The sequence below is a fragment of the Leucobacter shiyiweii genome, from assembly GCF_052446065.1.
Taxonomy (GTDB): Bacteria; Actinomycetota; Actinomycetes; order Actinomycetales; family Microbacteriaceae; genus Leucobacter.
The window spans coordinates 986,661-1,005,153 of sequence record NZ_CM127080.1 but is presented as its reverse complement, the minus strand read 5'-3'; the positions used below and the strand labels follow the sequence as shown (position 1 = coordinate 1,005,153).

Sequence of the window (18,493 nt, the reverse complement as noted above, 5' to 3'; positions counted from 1 at the left end):
CCTTTCCAAGCCCAATCCTAGTTCGCACCCGATTCCGACACCCTGAAGCGAAGCTTTCTCTGGCCAGTTAGGCTTGCACGGTGTCTTGGTTCATCATGGCACCGACCCCGTAGCCTTCACGCTCAGCACCGGCGCGTTCGCAACCTCCATCGCATGTTCGCGATCACAGAACCGCTCCGCGAGCGTTGCCCTGGCCAGATCAGCGGGCAGTGCCGCCGAGAACTTCAACCCCGAGACCGCCTCCGGCGCAATGTAGGGAAAGGCACCGTCGATCGCGGCATCACGCAGAGCGTGAAGATCGAAGCCCGCTGTGGAGAATCGCATCGATTCATTCGTGGATCTCGCCTCGAACCCGATCGGCAGCGCGGCAGCCAGCGTCTCGTGTGCTTTGAGCCCCGCCATGCTCCACAGCACAGCTTCCGTGTCGCCTCGCGCGAGCACGAGACCTTTCGCGTCCACACGGGCTCTCCAGGCTTCACGACTGGTCGCAAGCGCTGTCGTTGCTCGCGCCGTCATTGGCACCGGCGGGTCTGCACCAAGCAACACGTCTCTGCGTGCACGCATCATCTCAAAGGACTCGGGCATCGCCTCAGACGACCAGCGCACTCTGCCTCGGTTCGGGTCCGGTTCAACGTCGACCCGATGCCGCTGCCAGTCGATATCGAGGACTCTCCAGGCGCGACCAGCGAGCAAGAGCGGTCTGTTTCCGCGAATGGTCTCGGAGTTCAGGGAGATCGGCGAAACCCCGCCGACTTCCTTGCGACCGTCCATGACCCGCATTTCAAGATCTGCGATGAAGGTGCTGAGTAATTCAAGGAAGTTCCGCCCACCAAATGCTCGTTCCGCAGCCGGACCGATGAAGAGCCAGCCGCCGTCCTCGGCAAGGAAACCCCCATCGACGAGATACGAGAGCACCTGTTCCCCGTCTGCCATGACGGGGTTTCCTGCCCACCACTGCTGCCACGACGCTCGGGCGAAGCGCCCCTCCTGCAGCGCGAGTGCAAGGAACTGCTGCGCAGCGATGTGACGCGGCGAAGGCGGCGGAGTGATCGGCTCGACGAAGCCACTCGCCCACAAGTGCAGGAGACCCGCCGCTCGCAAGAGCGTCTCGTGTTCGGTGGCGAGAAACAGAGCATTTCGTGACGTGCCTGGTCGGCGCCCCGTGCGACCGAGCCGTTGCAATAATGAGCTCACTGAGCGAGGTGCGTCAACCTGAATCATCCGGTCGAGATCTCCGATGTCGATGCCGAGTTCAAGCGTCGAAGTCGAGACAATCACACAGTCGCGAGCTTCGGCGAATGCGCGTTCACTCTGCCGTCGTTCGTCGAGCGAGAGTGATGAGTGCGAGATGAAGGTGGTGACATCTTGAGCGCGAAGCTCGAATGCGATCTGTTCAGCCTGCGCACGAGATTCGCAGAACACGAGTCGCTTCTCACCTCGGTGCAGCGACGCGATGATGGTTGCCGCGTTTTCGACCGACCCGACGTAGTCCAGGCCAAGTTCCGGCGCAGCGGGAGGGTCGCCTGCGTGTACCACGCGGCCCACTGTTTCAGCCGACCTATTGGATCCCTGAAACCAGTCGAGCACCTCCTCGGGGTTGCCGAGAGTCGCTGACAGCCCAATTCGCTGAATACGGTGCTCGCAGATGCGCTGCAGCCGCTCGAGCACTGCCACCAGATGCCAGCCGCGATCACCTGCCGCAAAGGAGTGGATTTCGTCGGCAATGACGACACGCAGCCCGTGAAAGAGGAGCCGATGATCGACTCGACGTGAGACGAGCATCGCCTCGAGAGATTCCGGGGTGGTGAGCAGAATGTCCGGGGGCTCGCTCAGGATCGCGCGACGCGCGCCCTCCCCGATGTCTCCGTGCCACAGCGCAACCCGCCGGCCGAGCCACCCGGTGTACTGTTGAAGGCGCGGCAGAAGATTGTTGAGTAGAGCCTTTAACGGGGCGACATAGATCACCGTGAGACCGCGCCAGCCTTCATCCACCATCCGTGAGAGCACCGGGAATGTGGCCGCTTCGGTTTTCCCGCCAGCCGTGGGCGCGATGAGCAAAGCATCGCCCCCAGAACGCACGGGCTCAATTGACGCCCGCTGCAGGGGGCGCAAATCGTGCCAGCCGAGCGTGTTCGCGACATGGTACTCGATCGCACCCGTCAGCTCATTGCTCTCAGACATCGAGTGCGATTGCGTCAAGGTTACCGATCGCTGCGCGCTCGTCCGCGTTAAGTTCAGTCTCGGCCACGACGACCGCAGAAGCCTCCACAGGTACGTAGTCGGGGAACTGCTCGATCTTGTCGAGGATATCGATGAGCTTCCGAAGATACAGTCGGGGTGCGATCCCGACCTTTCCGCCGAGCCGCCCTGCGACCGTGTCTGCGAGTCGACCGAGATACTCATCTGTGGCGAGGCTTCGAATCCGTTCGGCCTCGGGGCTGCCGCTCACGTAAATATCGCGAATACGTTCACCGAGTTCCTGCATGCTGTGCCTCTGAAAGCCGAGCAATCGCACCTGCGGTGCACGCGGGTTGTCCCACCGCGGGTCGCCGCTGAAGTCGACGCCGATGCGTGCGGCAAGTGGTGGCAGCCGCTGCACGCCCTGTGTCCCGTCGTAGAACGCTGGTGTGCCGGTAATCAACACATACAGCCCCGGAAAGCGACCAGCATCGATTTCGTCGAGGAGTTGCCGTAGCGCGTTGAGCGATTTCTCGCGCACATCGCTGCGCACGCGCTGCAGCGTCTCAACCTCGTCAAGCACGAGCACGAGCCCCCGGTAGTCGGAGTCTCGGAGCACCGCAAGGAGCCCCTGGAGAAACCCGAACGCACCGAAGTGATCAAGATCTCCGCGCACCCCTGCCACACGTCGAACGGTCGCTGCAACGTGAGGCTGACCACCGAGCCAGGCGGCGAGACCGTCGGCCGTTTCAATGCTGCCGTTCAGAGAAGCCTCGTGGTATCCGCGTAATGCAGCCGCGAACGCGGGCGCGGTGCGCGACACTGCGGCGAGCCGCTGCTCAAGCAGCGCTTCGGTGCGACGGTCAACCTCGTTGCGATTTTTGGGGTCGGCGCCTGCTGCAATCGCGTCCTCCTCGAGCACGCGCAGCCACCCGTCAATCACCTCGCGGAACGCGCTTGGCCCGGTTGCTTCCGTGCTGAGGTTCTCGGTGATCCGCCGGTAAATCGTCTCGAGCCGGTGTAGCGGAGTCTCGGTCTCAGAGATCTGCACCTCGGCAGTGGCGAAACCTCGCTGCTTCGCGGTCTCAGTGAGCCAACGTGCGAAGAAAGTCTTGCCAGCGCCGTACTCGCCGCGCACCGCTTTGAAGACCGCACCGCCATCAGCCACCGCGGCGAGCTCGTCGTTCAGTGCGTCTTGAAACCGGTCGAGCCCGACCGCCATGACATCGAGGCCGCGTTGCGGCACGGTGCCCCGGCGAAGGGCATCAATAATCTCGCGGCGCCGGCGCGGACTCACCACAGTCATGCGATTTCCTGCAACTCGAACTGCTCCCGCAGCAACACCGTGTCAAGCACCACGGTGACCCCGTCGCTGTCAAAATCGAGCACAGGATAGCCGTCAATATTCAGCACCCGGCGCAGCGCGGCGAGCAGACCCGACATCGTCGACGAGGGAAGTCCCGCCTGCGCGGCCAGGGTGTCGCGATGCGCACGCCCACCCCCCTCAATAAGAGTGGCCACAATACTGGCTGCGGTCTGATCGTCAACCGGGTGGCGACCTGCAATCTTGCGACGCGATCGATACGCCTCGCTGGTGATTAGTCTCTCGGTAAGCCTTACTCCCGGTATGACCTCCGAAGCCACTGGGGCCTGCCCGACCATTGATACGGTCTCCAAATCGAAGAGCGTTGATGCCTTAGTTGACTTCGACTTTTTGGGCCGCGGCGCGGGACCCGGTGCTGTGACGGGAGCCTTCTTCACGCGAACGGGTTCATTCCACCAGGTCGGCTCCTGCGGAGGTGCCTCGACCCAACCCGTAGGAGTGCGCGCGCCACGAGGCTTCAGCACCACGAGTGGGATCGTCAGCTCTGCAAGGGCACCTCCCCCGTGATATCCGGCCTTCTTCGATGCATATCGGAGCCCATCCGACACGGCAAGCACCGCGCTTCCACCTGGTGAAAGCACGCGAGGCCCAGTAACGAGCACTTCCTCTCCGGTGACAGCCCCAGTTGCCGGGTCTCTCCAACGAGCAGACGCCTGCGCAATGTTTCGCAGTTCGCTGCCCCGCTCCACCACATGCCCATGGTCTGAGGTGAACACGACGATTCGACCGGCGTCCCGAGCGGCGTCCAGGATGGCTTCGAGATGGGCAATCGAATGCACGGTCCAACGAAGCGCGTCCACGTCGGCGTTGGCGAGTGCGTCATCGATCGTGTTGAGGACGACGCCAACGATCTTCCTGCCAGAATTGGCGATCGCGTCGCTGACAGCCGGCGGAAGTGCGTGCCCCGCGTCTGCTCTGAGGTCGTCTTTGTGGAAGACCACGCCCCCAACCGACGCAGCGAACCGGGACTTTTCGATCTGCTGATTTCCCGCGAGCAGTTCACCGGCAAAGAGCGAGGTGCGCGAGTACTCGGTGACTGTCGGAAGCGCAGCGATGGCCGTTCCGCGGCGAAGCACGGAATCCTGCACCACCTCGATCCAGCCCTGGCTCGGCACCTCGGCAGCGAGTTCCGCGGCCGTCGGCACACTCATGCCATCGAGCACCACGAGAAGCACCCGCTCACGCGCGGCGAGCGGCACCACCAAGTCGGGCAGCACCCGCTCAACTGGCAACACCCGGTCGTCGAAGACGAGTTCTCCGGTGAGCCCTGCAGCAGCAGCAGCGTCCTGGTCGCGGCGCACCTGCTGTACCGCATGCGCAAGCGCTTGGTAGGCCCAGGCCAAGTTCGAGTCGGTGTCTCCGTCCCAGATGTCGCCGAGGGCCCGCTCTACCCACGCCCCTTCTGCACTGTATTTCAGCATCGCCTTGGTCACCGAGGTGAGCTGCGCGGGTGCAGTCGTGAGCCAACGTACAAGTCGGGCAGCCATGCGCGCGGTCTCCAGCGAACGCGCGAAGGAGGCTTTGGCGCCGTGCGCTTCGATTGTGTCAAGGGCGGCATCCACGTGAATAGACGCAGACTCGCTGGGCTCTGCGACTGCGGCTTCGATTGCTGAAGCCAGGGCCACCACCCTGGCGCGAAGCCCCGCGGGAAGGAACTCTGATGCCGCGGCGCCGTCAGCCCAGCCGAGGTCGACGCAGAGCGCTTCTGCTTGTTCGAGCACCTCTCGAGCGTGTTGGACGTCGTCAGCGAGCCATCGCTGCACGATGATTCTGGCCGACGCGCCATAGCGTTGGGCGGCGACTGCGTTTGGTTGAGCACCGATGTAATGTTCCGCCCGCACACGTGCGGCGGCGACTGCTTGGTCGGGTGCAACGTGGCCCGCGGCCCACAACTCTCCCACCACAAGCCCGACGGCGATCGCAGAGAGCTGCTGAGGGGCACAGGCCGCGCGAAACGCCATCGCCAAGTTCGGATCGATGTGTGTCGAAATTGCCTGGATCAGCTTGGGGCGCGCATCGGGATCGAGGTCAATGAGGCGAGCACGCACGCCGAGGTCGTCAAGGGGCGCCAACGCCTCCGACGACTCGAGTGCATCCAGCCGGTCGAGCCCGAGCAAAGCCGCAACCACAGATCGCACGATGTGCTCTGTGGTGAGTATGCCACCGGGTGCCGGCGTGTACCCGCGATCGGGACGCAGTGCTGCCGAAAGTTGAGGCACCCAGGGGCCCAGCTCGCGTACCGGGCGAGCCACGCCGTCTCGAGCCCCGAAGAGCACTGGCACAATGTTCCACTCGTCGAGGTGGGTCAGCCGCTGCCGCTCGGCTTCAAGCACGACGGCAGTTCCGAGTTCGGCTTCCGAGAGCGCCGTAAGTACCGCAACGTATTCATCTTCGGCCGCTGAGCGCATCGCATCAAGCGCTGCCAGACCGGAGATGCCTTGCACGATTCGCACTGCCTCGTCTCCGACAGTGATCACCGGGTGGCCCGACCATGTCGGCTGCGCACGCACCAGAATCGTTCGAGATCGCCTGCGCGCACTCCCGAGCCACGCCGCAAGGTGCTCTCGCAGCGCGGATTCGGTGGCGATCGGGGCAGTCACGGTCACTCGATTTCCCAGGTGAGCGTCACGCTGCCATCAGCGGTTGCCTCGCGCTCGATCTCAGCGCGCAGGTCTTCAAGCGCGCTGCCGAGTTCAGCGACTGAAGCGGTACGCCGATGCACCTGGTGATGCGGAATCGGGGTGACGGGAACGGGTGCGGGAGGCGCATCTGGCGTGTCCAGGATTAGGGCGCGGGCCTGCGCGGCCACATCGCGCAGACGCGGTTCGAGCGGCACGACCGATTCGTCGACCGCGCTCGCCTCGCGCAGGAGGGACATCGCGTTTGCGAACCCCGCATCGTGTCGTACGCGTGCCGCATTGATCATCCCCCAGTCAAGCCCCTCGAGTTCGCGAGTAAGTCGTTCCGCCGTTGCGTGTGCACTGCCGAATGCAGAGAGCTCTTCCGGTAGATCGAATGTTGCGAGCGTCTCGGTCAGCGCACAATCATCGCTCGCGGCCGTCAACGCAGCGACGAGCTCGCCCATCCGGCGCGCCGTGGCTAGCCGCCCTGCAGCTGCGCTTGGGTCAATACCGAGCACATCTGCATGAGCTTCGAGTTGTGTGGTCAAGTTCGCTACTTTGTGAGTAGCAAGTTGTGCGCGAATCGCCGCGGCGAATCGCGCCACCGAGCGCGGGGTGCGGTTCGCCTCTCGCGCGACACCGAAGACCGATCCGGCGCGCGTTGCGGCGAGATCCCAGTCAGCCTCGCTGGGGAGATTCGCCTTTCTGGGGGTTGCTGCGTCGGGAAGTGCGCTCACTGCGGTGGTGGTTACCCCGCTGAACTCGTAGTTGCCGAGCACCGCCCAGGTAATCAGGATCGCGTCCTGCATTCCCCGTGTCATGCCCCAGGGCGCGAGTTTCTCACGGAGGCGGCCGACAGTGAACGTGCCTCCGAGCTCGCCCTCCCAGCGGGCCAAGTTCGGGCCCCAGGTGAAATTCGCGGCATCGACCACGAGCACGTTCTCGTTTCTAGCGCCGAGCCCCAGTGGCACAATAATGTCGTGCGCGAGTCGCTGTTCGCCAGCGGCGAGGCCCTGCTTCCGTCCGCCTCCCTCGATGGTGAGGGTGACGAGAGCGACCGCCTCGGTGAGTCGACGATCGGTGATCTCGTCGCTGCCGAGGTTAGGGTGATCGGGAAACTCGTGCCGCCAGGCGGTCTCGAGTGCATGCCTAAGACCGGCGAGCAAATCGCCGGTCGGGGGCGGCGCAATCGTGAGTCCTTCCACCAGTGTCGAGAAGATCTCGTCGCCAGTAAGGTCACTCCCGACGTTCGCTTCGTCGGGCGCATTCACCCCGTAGGCCTGTCGCAGTGCGGCGATCGTAGCCTCACGCAGCGTGCGGCGCTGTGATTCGAGCGTCTGCTTGGCAGGCCCACGGTCAGCCTGAGCCAGGTGATCGGAGTTCTGTTCGAACCGTGTCCCAGTGAGTAGATACTCGAGCAGCACAAGTTTGCCAAGGTCGGATTGCCGGGCATCAGAGAGGAAGTTCGGAATCCACGCGATCGTGTTCGCCCAACGCTGGCCATCGCGAAGTTTTTGCAGGCGCTGCACATCGTCGGCCGGCGAGTGAGTGCCGCTGTCGTACGGAAAGTCGATGAGCACGTGCCAGTCGTCGTCGACGTGCACGAGATCGTGCTCGAGCACCTCGGCTTCGTCACGCACGTTTCCAAACTTCACCGCCACTGGGCGTTTATGCCCGCGCCAGACATGAGACAGGTGCGACCCCAGCAGGTTGTCCACCGGAAGCTGCAGCTCACTGGCGATGAGCTTGCGCACGAGCTCGCGCCTGGTCTGCTGGTTGTCTTCGGTGCGCACCCGATCGAGGATCGAATCATAGTCGACACCGCTGAGGGTGACAGTGATGATCGGGTCACTTCCGTCACCGATGTGGATCTCGCCGAACTCGGCCGCCCAACCGCGCACGAGCGAGAGCGCCTGTTCCGCCTCGGTGCCGGGAATGAAGGCGTCAATGGTGCCCCAGTTGAGGGCCGCGAGCTTCGCGGCGGTGAGATTCTCGAGTGACTTCGCTTCGGGTGCAAGTGCCGCAATGAGTACGGTCTTTGCCAGTCGGTCCTCGGTGATGAACGCATGACCACGCGGGAGCTTTGCGAGGTCACTCTCGGCGAGCCCGTGCTTCCGCAGGAGGTAGGGCAGCATTTTGCCCCGGTAGAACCGTGCAGAGATCGCGAAGTGCCGCTTCATTTCATCGGTCAGCGGTTGCGAGCCGCCGAGCACCACTGGCGCATAGAGATCGCCAACTGGAATGATGTCGCGCACGAGGAGACTCGAGCGCCCCTCGCTCAGTAGCTCCGCCATAAGTTTGAGCGCCGTGCGCTCCCGCTGCATCAGGCTCGAGAGTGCCACCATGGTATCAACGAGTGCCGGGCTGAACGGGTAAACATCGGCAAACGCCTTCTCGTCTGATTTCGCGTCATCGCTCAGCAGATAGCCCCACGATGCGTGGTCGCGCTTCACCTCGGTCAGTGCCTGACTAAGCGTCACTGCGGCGTCGGCGTTCTTTGGCTGCAGCAGACGCTGTTTCACAATCCTCGGGAGGTCCGCAGCCTGCAGGCGGATCTTCGAGAAGCGGTCTTCCCAGTACTGAAACAGCTGCCCCTGTGCGACCCGCTGGGCCCCCGCGACATGACTTCCCAAGAAGTCGCGAAGATCACGCTGTCGCGCAAGAAACGAGGTAATCGGCACGGGTAGGTTCGCCGCGGCGTTCTCTGCGAGCTGTACGACCTTCTCAATCTCGCCCTGCACCCAGGCCTGGTCGGCGAGGTGCTGGCCCAGCCAGAGCACGATTTCGTCGATCAGAAAGACGAGTCCCTGGTAGCCGAGAGACTTCGCGTGCGCGGTGAGGGCTCGAAGCCCGTCCTTCATGGGGAGCCACTCGCCGGATCGTGCATAGCCGGCGAAATAGGCGGCAATGAGGTCACCGACGAGTCGGTCGCGATCGGGGTGGCCTGGTGCCTCCGCGGCAGCCGCTTCGAAGCTGACTGCGTCCCACGCCCCGCCCAGGTCACCCCAACCGGTGTCGCCACCGAGGTTGTCGAAAAACGCATCGTCGCCCATGCGTGCGCGTAATGAACGGGCATCGCCAAGCAGCGAATCGCTGGCGTGCAGCACGGGCGCGGACGCTTCGGGGTGCACGCGGGAGATGGTCTCGAGGTAGCCACCGAAGATCGCGTCTTCGAAGGAGCGGGCACCCAACAGGTTGTAATCGAGCACGAGCAGCTTGCGCTCGAGCGTGTCTTGGTGGGCGGCGACAACAGGTGCGAGGCCGGGAATCTGCCGAGCCTCGATGTTGCCAGAGAGCAGCAGGTGCAGCACCGCCATGTAGTGCGATTTACCTGAGCCGAACGAGCCGTCAAGAAAGGCGCCGCGGGAGGACTGGCGGGACAGTGAGCTCGCAACGAGGTTGATGCCCTCGCCGATGGCGGTGGCAATCGCATCGGTGACGACGTAGTCTCTGATGGTTTGCTGGTGTCGGGCGACACCCTCATCAAGCTTGATGACGAAGTCGGCTGCTTCGACGCTCTCTGGCAGGTTGATCAGCTCGCCGAGCGGCGAATTCAGGGTGTAGCCGGTCATGACGCGCGCTTCCTTCCGCGTGTGGGTGTCGGGGGCTGCCAGTCGGCGATGGCATCTCGCCCGAGGCCGAGCCTACTCAGGAGCGTCGTAATGAGGCCCGCGATGGCGTGCGCCGGGCTCACGCCGCTGCGGGCGTCAAGTTCATCGTGCCACTGCTTCAGCCACGGTTCGAGCTCGATGAGCGCGCCAAGCAGCGGGATCACCTGCGCGTCTGCCGATCCTGCGCGCGTGAGGTCGTTCGCGAGCCGGGCGATCGCGAGGCCACGCTCGCCGTGATCCCATCCTGCCCACCCGAACAGCTCGGTGTTGTCCTCCGGCAAGAAACTTCCGGGCAAGGCGATGAAGCGTTCTTTGGGCACGTCGAGCTTCCCGCGGGCCGTCCAGTACCCAGCCTTCAGGAAGTCCGTGGGCTTGTACTTAGGGGGCACCGGCACGTCGACGCGCTCGCCGCGGTCCTCGGCGCGCTGCAACTCCCAGGTGTGCTCCCAGGCCCGGAACTTTTCGACGCCGCTGGGCTTGTAGCGCAGGGGCGCGAAGGCCGGCACCGCCTCGCCGCCGAGCAGCTTCGCGACTTCCGTCGTCAAGTCAAAGTCGCGAGTGCCGGTGTGGATCGTCAGCAGCTCGCGGAACCGCTCGTCGTGCCGAAGCTCGTCGGCTATCTGCGCGGCAGAGCGAACCAGTGGACGCCCGGAGGCATCCCGCCAAAGTTCGGACGCCTCGAGCCTGTCAAGCAAGACATCCGCGACAGCGGAGGCAAGCAGCGTCTCCCAGCCTGCGCCAGCCCAGCGGCGCTTGTACTCGGGCTGCTCAAGCAGTCGCAGCGACTCGTTCGTCTCCATAGCGGTGAGTCGCCGTTCCACGAGATCGCGATACCAGTCGGGCCAGTGGCCGGAAAGCTCGGTCAGTGGCCCACGGCTGTGTCGCTCAAACCAGGCGGTCGTGGCTTCACCCTCCGCGACGGCCCGTGCGAGACGAATCTCGAAGGCACGCTGGTTGGGATCTATCCCTAGAACCTCTGGTAGCTCGGGCGCAAGCTCTGGGTCGGCGAGCCCGTAGGCGACATACATACGCCAGTCGAGTTCTTCCTGCAGCGCGACCATCTCGCGACCGAGTCGCTCCCACTCAGTGTGGGCGCCGCTGAGCGAGGCTGGACTATCGTTCGCAAGCATCGATGCTGGAGACACGCGTGCGCGCTGAAGAGCCAGCTTTTCGAGCACGCGGGATAGGTGAAGGGCAGTGAGTTGCGGCATGGGAAAGGAATGAAGCTTCGTCGCATTGAATTGATATGTATCGAATGCCGGGTCCCCTGTCACCCTCGCGCCATGTCTGTCAGTGGAGTCACCCTTGTTGTGGCTCACTTGCTTGAGCCAGAAGCAGGCGGTAGAAGAGTTAAGTACACCGAGGAGCTTGTAGTAGTCGTCTTCAGTCGCTTCGTCAGACAACCTGATTACAGGAGCAGTCTGCTTAAACACCTTCCCACCCCGCTCGAGGACGAAGTGGTTGTGAGTGGCGATTTCCGCATACGTTATCAATATTGGAGCCCGCACAGACCAACGAGTGAACTGCATATATTCCGACCATCTAAGACCTGCATCAGCCATGAATCCTTGAAAGGTCGACCTCTTCGCAAGAAGCGTTCGCCATCGCCAAAGAACACCATCAAGGGATTCACCTGCCGCAAGATCAGAGTCATACGGGAAGAGTATTCGCGAGGTACCCGAATTGGTCCAATCACGGAGGGACTCGCCCTGAACAAATGGTTTGGAGCAAGAAGCGACATTCTCCAACGCGGAATTCATGCGCGGCCGAATAAAAATGTCGTCTGCACCCGCACGAATTGCCCCGCCGATTGCGCCGTCGAGTAGTCCTGACAATTCACCCACCGAAGCGGACTCCACCTGCCTTTTCACCTCCGCCGCCCCACCGCCGGAAAGCGACCAGGGAAAATGGGCAAATCTAGCGCGAGACACATCGGCAACTGAAACATACGTCCCTTCGTGGCCAGACTGGTCAACGTGTCTCACCATATCTACCCACACCAAACCTTCGGCGGGATTATCTGGTCGGCTCGGTTCTCCTCGGACGCCGAGCACGACACGCACGGCGTTGCTCTGCGGCCTGCGCGGACGACCGATGAGGATCACGGTGGGCGTGCCGTGGCCGGGGATGTAAGCGCCCGAGGTGTCGATAATGTGCGTCAGATCAACGCGATCCGGTGTGAGGCCCGTGTACGCACCCGAGAGAAACCGCTCTATCAACTTCTTGCCAAACTCCCTCTTCATGAAGGAATTCGAAGTGATCTGCCCAACGAAGCCGGCTCCCCCACCGTTGGGCCGCTTCGCAAGGCGGAAGAGCAGCTCCGTAAATGGCACAGAGAGCGCGTAGGTGCCCGAGCAAGTTGAGTACAAATTGCGATAACGTCGATTGAGCGCCTTGTCCTTAACCGTGATGTACGGCGGGTTCGCCACCACCACGTGATACTGGCCAGGTTCAAGGATGCCCGCGAATTCGCGCAGATCCTCGCTGTCGTAGGCGAAATACTCACCGTCACCGAGGTCGAGGGCAGCCACCGGGTTGACGCTGCCGAGCAGCGAGTCGCCGATGGCGAGGTGATACTTGAACGCTGGCGCGCCGACAAAGGATTTGAGGCCCGCCGCCTTCAGCGCCGCGACGGTGAGGCGGAACCGTGCGATCGCGACCGCGAAGGGGTTGAGGTCGACGCCGTGAATCGAATCCAGCGCCTTCTGCACGTGCGCCCCGCGGTCCTCCGCGGGCGCGGCCTGCTGCCACTGCGCGACGAGACGGTCGAAGGCGCCAAGCAAGAAGTGCCCCGACCCACAGGCCGGATCGATGAGCTTGAGCCCTGTAAGGCCGAATTCCGCGATCGCGGGGGTCAGAGTGTGATCGAGGATGAACTCCTCGACGAAATTGGGAGTTTGCAGCAGCGCAAACGTCTTCTTCGCGTAGTCGGAGAGATCCTGATACAGATCGCCGAGAAACCGGGTGTCGAGATCCACATCGTGAAAATCGTGCACCAGCTCGCCGCCCGGAGTGGTGCGGCGGAAGAAGCGCAGGAGTGCGTCCGCGGCCTCTGCGGAGATTGGGGCCTGCCATACCGCGGAGTGATCAGGGTCTACGAGCGGCCGCCCGGCCGGAAGATCGGCGAGCGTGCGAAACGCCTCTTGCAGCCAGTGGCGGCTCGTCGAGGTGGGAGTGAGTGCATAGAACGCCTGCTCATTCTCTACCGCGCGCTCGAGCCCATCTCCGGGAGCGGCGATCCACGGTAGCGGCACCGGTTGTCCACTCTTCTTCGCGCCCCTGAGCAGGTCGTTATCTTCCGCGAAGCGAATGAACACCGTGGCGATGATCCAGGCGACCGCCGCCTGCGATACCTCCCCGTCACGCCAGGCGATCCACGCGAGGCCGGTGCGGTCGCGGCGCTGTGCCTGTGCATGCTCCTCACGGAGCCGCACACCCCATCGGTCATTCGCATTTTCTGCACGCACACGGAGGTCGGCCTCAATCACCTTCAGTTCGCGCTTGAGATCAGAGAGCAGCAGTGCGGAGTCGATCACAGGGTGCCGACCTTTCGTGGGGTGTTCGCGGAGAGATGGTGTGAGACATGGGCAGTGGCGCGCGGTGACTGCAGCTGAGAAAACGCGTCGACGGAGAGCTCAAGCCAGCCGTCAGCACCGAACGGAAACGGTGTGCCGTCGAGATCTGGGGTACCCCCGGAAAGGGGTCTCGGAAGGAGAAACCAGCGCGCCGCGGTGCGGGAAGTCGCGAGATCGGTCACCTGCGCGATCAGATCGACAAGGCCGAGCCGGGCGAGCACCGCCGCGTTGATGAACACGATCGGTTCTTCGGTCGAGAGCAGCGACTCCCAGGCGGGGGCAATCGCGAGGCGTGCAAGTTGCAGCAGGTTGCGCCGATCTTGAGAAGCTTCCGACTGCCCGTCTGCGCGGAGCACCGTCTGCCAATCAATCCGTTTCGCCTCGGCCGTTGACTTCAATGCAGCAAGCGCCACATCAGCCAGGTCAACGACGGTGAATCCGTGCTCGCGGGCGATTTGCGCCGCAGCGCCACGCAACCCCGCTTTGCGCGAAACGACGAGGGCGAGCGCTGCCTTGTCGCGCAGGGAAGCGGTGAGCCTCGCCGCAATTGCTGGGTCTTCGACCGACCGACCCCAGGTAGTAGCCGAACTCGTCAGGGTCACCGACTGCTGGTCTCGGTCACGCAGCATGTACTTGGATTGATCGGAGTGCCACTCGAGGTAGGGCATTGCCGCTCGCACTGGGCCGTCGAGACCAGGTCGGGACGGTATTTCATGCACCGCCGGGAATCGGGCGCGCACCCGTTGCTCGATGGTCGCGACGGCGAGTTCGCGCGTCGCTGCGCCGCGGAGCGCCAGCTCTACCGCGCGAGCAGGCGCAATGTCTCGTCGATATGCCTCGCCCATCGACGACAGGGTGCCCGTCGCAGAGAGCCCGACTGCGAGCTGCGTGACCCTGGAGTCTGCCAACCGCAGCGCCGGGGTATCGCTCGCACGCAACGTCTCGCGTAGGCGCGGCGCAGCAATCACCTCGTCGTTCGCGAGCAGGCGGTCGACGATGTCGGCGAGACTGAGGAGTGCCTCAAGATGCAATTCGGCATCTTCAAACGACAACCCGCCACCATCACCCGGTGAATACGCGATGACCATGCGCGAGCGGTCCGACACCGCGCGGAAGACGAACTTGGGATTCGGCATTCGATTGTCGAGCTCGAGCATGGTTCGAGCCACCTCTTCAGCCGCCTTCCAACGCTGACCTTCGGGCAGCGTTGATCCGTACTCGCGCAGCAACTTGGAGATGATCTCGTCGAGAGTCACGATTGCACCAAGGTCACTGACCCAGCGGGCGGCGTCATTCAAGAGCCCGGCGAGTGTGCGGTTCTTGTGCACCCGCTTGAAACGCGCTTCATTAGACTCACCGGACTTCTGGGCGATCGTGCCGACAAACGATTCGACGGCGCGACGCCCTGGCACTGGAGCCGAGTCAACCTGGGTGGTGACCTGCGTCAGCCGCTCTCGCCATTCGCGGATGCGCGACTGAATCTCGCGGCGAACCTGCTCGCCCAGGCCACGAATCTGGTTTATGCGCATCGGCGGCACACCGAGTAGTTCACCTACCGTCGTCACCTGTGCCCGATTCAGTGCAGACAGGGCGCGGGCGCTCAGGCCAGCATCGGTCAACTTCGTTTCAAGCGTCGCCGCCTGCGCGGTCGCATCGCTGGCGGCGGCATCGTCTTCACCCATGCTCGCGCCGGCAATCGCGGCGCCCCAGGCGCGGCGCATGGCGTCAAGGGAGGGGTGACGATTTGCCACCTCGGGCGCGAGGGCCGCGCGGAAGAAGGTTGACAACCCGTCTGCGACCGCGGGGTCGAACGACGATGTCTCCACAATCGGAGCTTCGGAAGTGTTTCCCGGGGTGTCGCCCGAGGGCCACCACACCGGGTACGAGGTGGCCAACTCGAACAGGGTCGCTGCCATCGCGAAGCGCTCTGCCGCACTGTCGTATTGCGCCCTGGTTGCTGAACCGAGATACGGGTCGAGATATGGGCGTGAGCCGGAACGAATATTCGCCAGCGGCTCCTCTGCGAGCGAGAAGTCGAAGAGGGTGAGGCGCGGCTTCCTGCTGCTGGGGTCTGGTTTGACCGCCAGGTTCGAGGGTTTGATGTCGCGGTGAAAGACCCCGCGTTCCTCAAGGTGCTGGGCCATCTCAAAGAGATCCGCTGCCCAGCGTTCGAGCTGCTCGATCGTGGCCTTTCCCTCCAGGCGGATGCGGTCCGAGAGCGTCTCGAGCCCCGCATCCGTCATCAGGATGCCCCTGCGGGTGCCCACCTCTATCGGGCCGTCGAGTCGCTTGACCACTCGCGGATGGTCGAGACGATCGAGCACACTCGCCTCAACCGCCAGGCGCGCCGCAGCCGAATCGTCCTTGGCCAGTTTGAGAATGACGTGTTCGTAGTTGTTCAGGTAGTCGGTCACCTGCAGCGCCACACCGGTCGAGCCGGAGCCCCGACGCTTTTCGATCTCGAAGCGTTCGCCGACAATCTCACCGATTGCCGCGTCGAGTGGGTCGCCCTGCGCGGGCACCGCCTTCTCTTCTTGCAAGTCTCGATGCCGAGCCGCCTCGAAACTCTCTTGCAGCGACCCGATATCAATCGTGCGCAACGGTTCCTGGAAGGCCGTGGCCTCCAAGATCACCGCGGCATGTGCATCGGAAATCTCGGGCATCACCGCGCGCGGGTCGAGCCCCGTTGCGGGCGAGGCGATGAGGGATTCAAGAGCCGCGAGATTTGCGGCGGGCGGGTGCTGGGTGAGCACGAGAAAAGCGACTGCTCCGACCCCATACACGTCGAGCGACTGGGCGAACTCCGAGGAGGATCCGCGCAGCGTCTCGGGTGCCAGGTAGAGCATTGCCTCGTGCTCCACGTGGGCGGAGACATCAGTGAGACCACGTGAGATCACCGTCGCCGTCGAGGTGCCCGCCTCGGGCCGCCGGGCGAGATCCCAATCTCTGATGCGCAAGGTCGGCGAACCGTCTTGAGTGACGGTCACACGAACACTGAGCGGGGAAAGCGCGCGATGAGTGAGCCTCTGCCCGTGCGCGAACCGCACGAGTTCGATGAGCTGCTGCACGATGCGTTCTCGTGTTTCAAACGTTAACGAGTCAGCGTGGCGAGCGAGGTATTCCGCAAGACTTACCTCACCTGCGTCGAACGCGAACACCAGCGCCGGCCCCTCTTCGGTGCTAAGTAACTCGGCCGGCCCGATTATGCCCGGGTGAACGATGCCGTCGGTGAGCCGAAACTCCCGTTCGGCACGCCGATCGGTATCGACGCGTGTGTCTCTGCTGGCTCCCTTCGGGTATGGGAACAGCCGAATGCGACGTTTCGTCTGTGCCCGAGGATGCGTGACGAGAAAATCCTGCCAACCCGGGCCTTCACCGAGCGGCTCACCCGAATCGAGCGCATACTGGCCGATCATGCGCTGTTTCACGCGCGGCATCAGCCCGGCCTCATTCATGAGCGCGTCGATGATTCGCGCACGCTGAAGGTCGATCAGTTCACGGGGCTGGCGTGCGAGCAGTGCGCTGAAGTCCGCGCCCGCGCCAAGACCCTGCACGCTGAAGCCGTCGAGGGCCCACACCGCCTCTGCCCCGAATTGGTCGAGCCGAACGCGGGAGCCCCGGCCATGAAGCACGATGGCCTCAGCCACAAATGGCACCGTGCCGGCGGGGGCATTCGCTACGCGGGCGAGATCTTTCAACACACTTGCGAGACGCTTAGCCTTCAGGTTTGCGAGGATGCGCGGATTGGGCTCCGTAAGTAGTGCCCCGTAGAGTGGTGTAACGATCCCGGCCAGCAAACGTAAGCGTGGCCACCGGGATCTTCCTTCGAGGAAACTCTCACATCCCACTCGAAAGGTGTCACACCGATGACCACTCCCTCTATTGTCGACCCTGTCACTGTCCTCGCCAACGCTCTGGGCGACGCGTCTCCTGACCTGATGCGTACTCTGCTCCAAACCATGATCAACACGCTCCTCTCTGCAGAGGCCGACGCGGTCTGCGGTGCCGAGTACGGCAAACCCTCTCCCGAGCGCCTCAACTCTCGCAACGGATACCGCACCCGCGAGCTCGATACCCGTGTGGGAACCGTGGATGTCGCGATCCCGAAGCTCCGCTCCGGCACGTACTTCCCCGAGTGGCTCCTCGAGCGCCGCAAACGCTCAGAAGCAGCGATGATCACCGTCGTCGCTGACGCCTACCTCGCCGGCGTCTCGACGAGACGGATGGACAAGCTCGTGAAGACCCTCGGCATCCATTCCCTGTCGAAGTCGCAGGTTTCCCGGATGGCCGCCGATATGGACGAGCACGTGCGCGAGTTCCGCACGAGACCCCTGGGCGACTCAGGGCCCTTCACGTTCGTCGCGTGTGACGCGCTCACGATGAAAGTTCGTGAGGGCGGGCGCGTGATCAACACTGTTGTGCTCGTCGCGACCGGGGTGAACGCTGACGGGCACCGGGAAGTCCTGGGCATGCAAGTGGCGACCGCAGAGACCACGATGGCATGGAACACGTTCTTCGCAGACCTCGTCGCTCGCGGCCTCACCGGGGTGAAACTCATCACCTCTGACGCGCACGCAGGCCTCGTGGAAGCGATGCGGGCGAACTTCCCCGGGACGTCGTGGCAGAGGTGCCGCACACACTACGCCGCGAACCTGATGGCAGTGACCCCCAAGAGCATGTGGCCAGCGGTCAAAGCGATGCTGCATTCCGTGTACGACCAGCCTGATGGGACAAGTGTTGAGGCGCAGTTCGATCGGCTCCTGGACTACGTCGAGGGCAAGCTCCCTGAGGTGTTCGACCACCTCGATGCTGCCCGGGCTGACATCCTCGCGTTCACCACGTTCCCGAAAGATGTGTGGCAGCAGATCTGGTCGAATAACCCAAACGAGCGCCTGAACCGCGAGATTCGCCGTCGCACTGATGTCGTTGGGATCTTCCCAAACCGCGACGCGATCATCAGGCTCGTCGGGGCGGTCCTTGCAGAACAGTCCGACGAATGGGCTGAGGGACGCCGTTACCTCGGTCTTGACGTCCTCGCGAGGTGCCGCCTCACGCTCGTAGACACCGAAACGATCGAGCACCATGCTCTTCCCGAGCTCGAGGCCGCAGCATGAGCACCGATGC

The 18,493-nt window shown here is 63.5% G+C and carries 7 protein-coding genes; 1 reads left to right on the top strand and 6 read right to left on the bottom strand.

Translation table 11 applies throughout. From position 1 onward, the window contains the following. Positions 1-93 precede the first annotated feature (93 nt). From ACTNFJ_RS04690 to ACTNFJ_RS04665, 6 genes are read right to left on the bottom strand one after another with little or no spacing between them, the layout of a single operon-like run. Positions 94-2,181: a DEAD/DEAH box helicase gene (locus tag ACTNFJ_RS04690; RefSeq protein WP_435907414.1), complete on the bottom strand. Its 2,088-nt coding sequence runs from the start codon at positions 2,179-2,181 to the stop codon at positions 94-96. After that, positions 2,174-3,484, bottom strand: a complete 1,311-nt coding sequence (brxD, locus tag ACTNFJ_RS04685) for a BREX system ATP-binding protein BrxD (RefSeq protein WP_435907415.1) — start codon at positions 3,482-3,484, stop codon at positions 2,174-2,176. The genes ACTNFJ_RS04690 and brxD overlap by 8 nt, the downstream gene beginning before the upstream one ends. Beyond that, the gene (pglZ, locus tag ACTNFJ_RS04680; RefSeq protein WP_435907416.1) at positions 3,481-6,168 is read right to left on the bottom strand and encodes a BREX-2 system phosphatase PglZ; all 2,688 of its coding nucleotides are present in this window, start codon (positions 6,166-6,168) and stop codon (positions 3,481-3,483) included. The genes brxD and pglZ overlap by 4 nt, the downstream gene beginning before the upstream one ends. Continuing rightward, on the bottom strand, positions 6,165-9,755 hold the full coding sequence (locus ACTNFJ_RS04675) for a DUF6079 family protein (protein WP_435907417.1): 3,591 nt from the start codon (positions 9,753-9,755) through the stop codon (positions 6,165-6,167). Before ACTNFJ_RS04675 ends, pglZ begins: the two co-directional genes overlap by 4 nt. Further along, positions 9,752-13,330: a BREX-2 system adenine-specific DNA-methyltransferase PglX gene (gene pglX, locus ACTNFJ_RS04670; protein ID WP_435907418.1), complete on the bottom strand. Its 3,579-nt coding sequence runs from the start codon at positions 13,328-13,330 to the stop codon at positions 9,752-9,754. The genes ACTNFJ_RS04675 and pglX overlap by 4 nt, the downstream gene beginning before the upstream one ends. Next, positions 13,327-17,166, bottom strand: a complete 3,840-nt coding sequence (locus ACTNFJ_RS04665) for a protein kinase domain-containing protein (protein ID WP_435907419.1) — start codon at positions 17,164-17,166, stop codon at positions 13,327-13,329. The genes pglX and ACTNFJ_RS04665 overlap by 4 nt, the downstream gene beginning before the upstream one ends. Positions 17,167-17,235: 69 nt before the next feature. Between ACTNFJ_RS04665 and ACTNFJ_RS04660 the strand changes: the two genes are divergently transcribed. Further along, on the top strand, positions 17,236-18,483 hold the full coding sequence (locus ACTNFJ_RS04660) for an IS256 family transposase (protein ID WP_444711774.1): 1,248 nt from the start codon (positions 17,236-17,238) through the stop codon (positions 18,481-18,483). Positions 18,484-18,493: the final 10 nt, after the last annotated feature.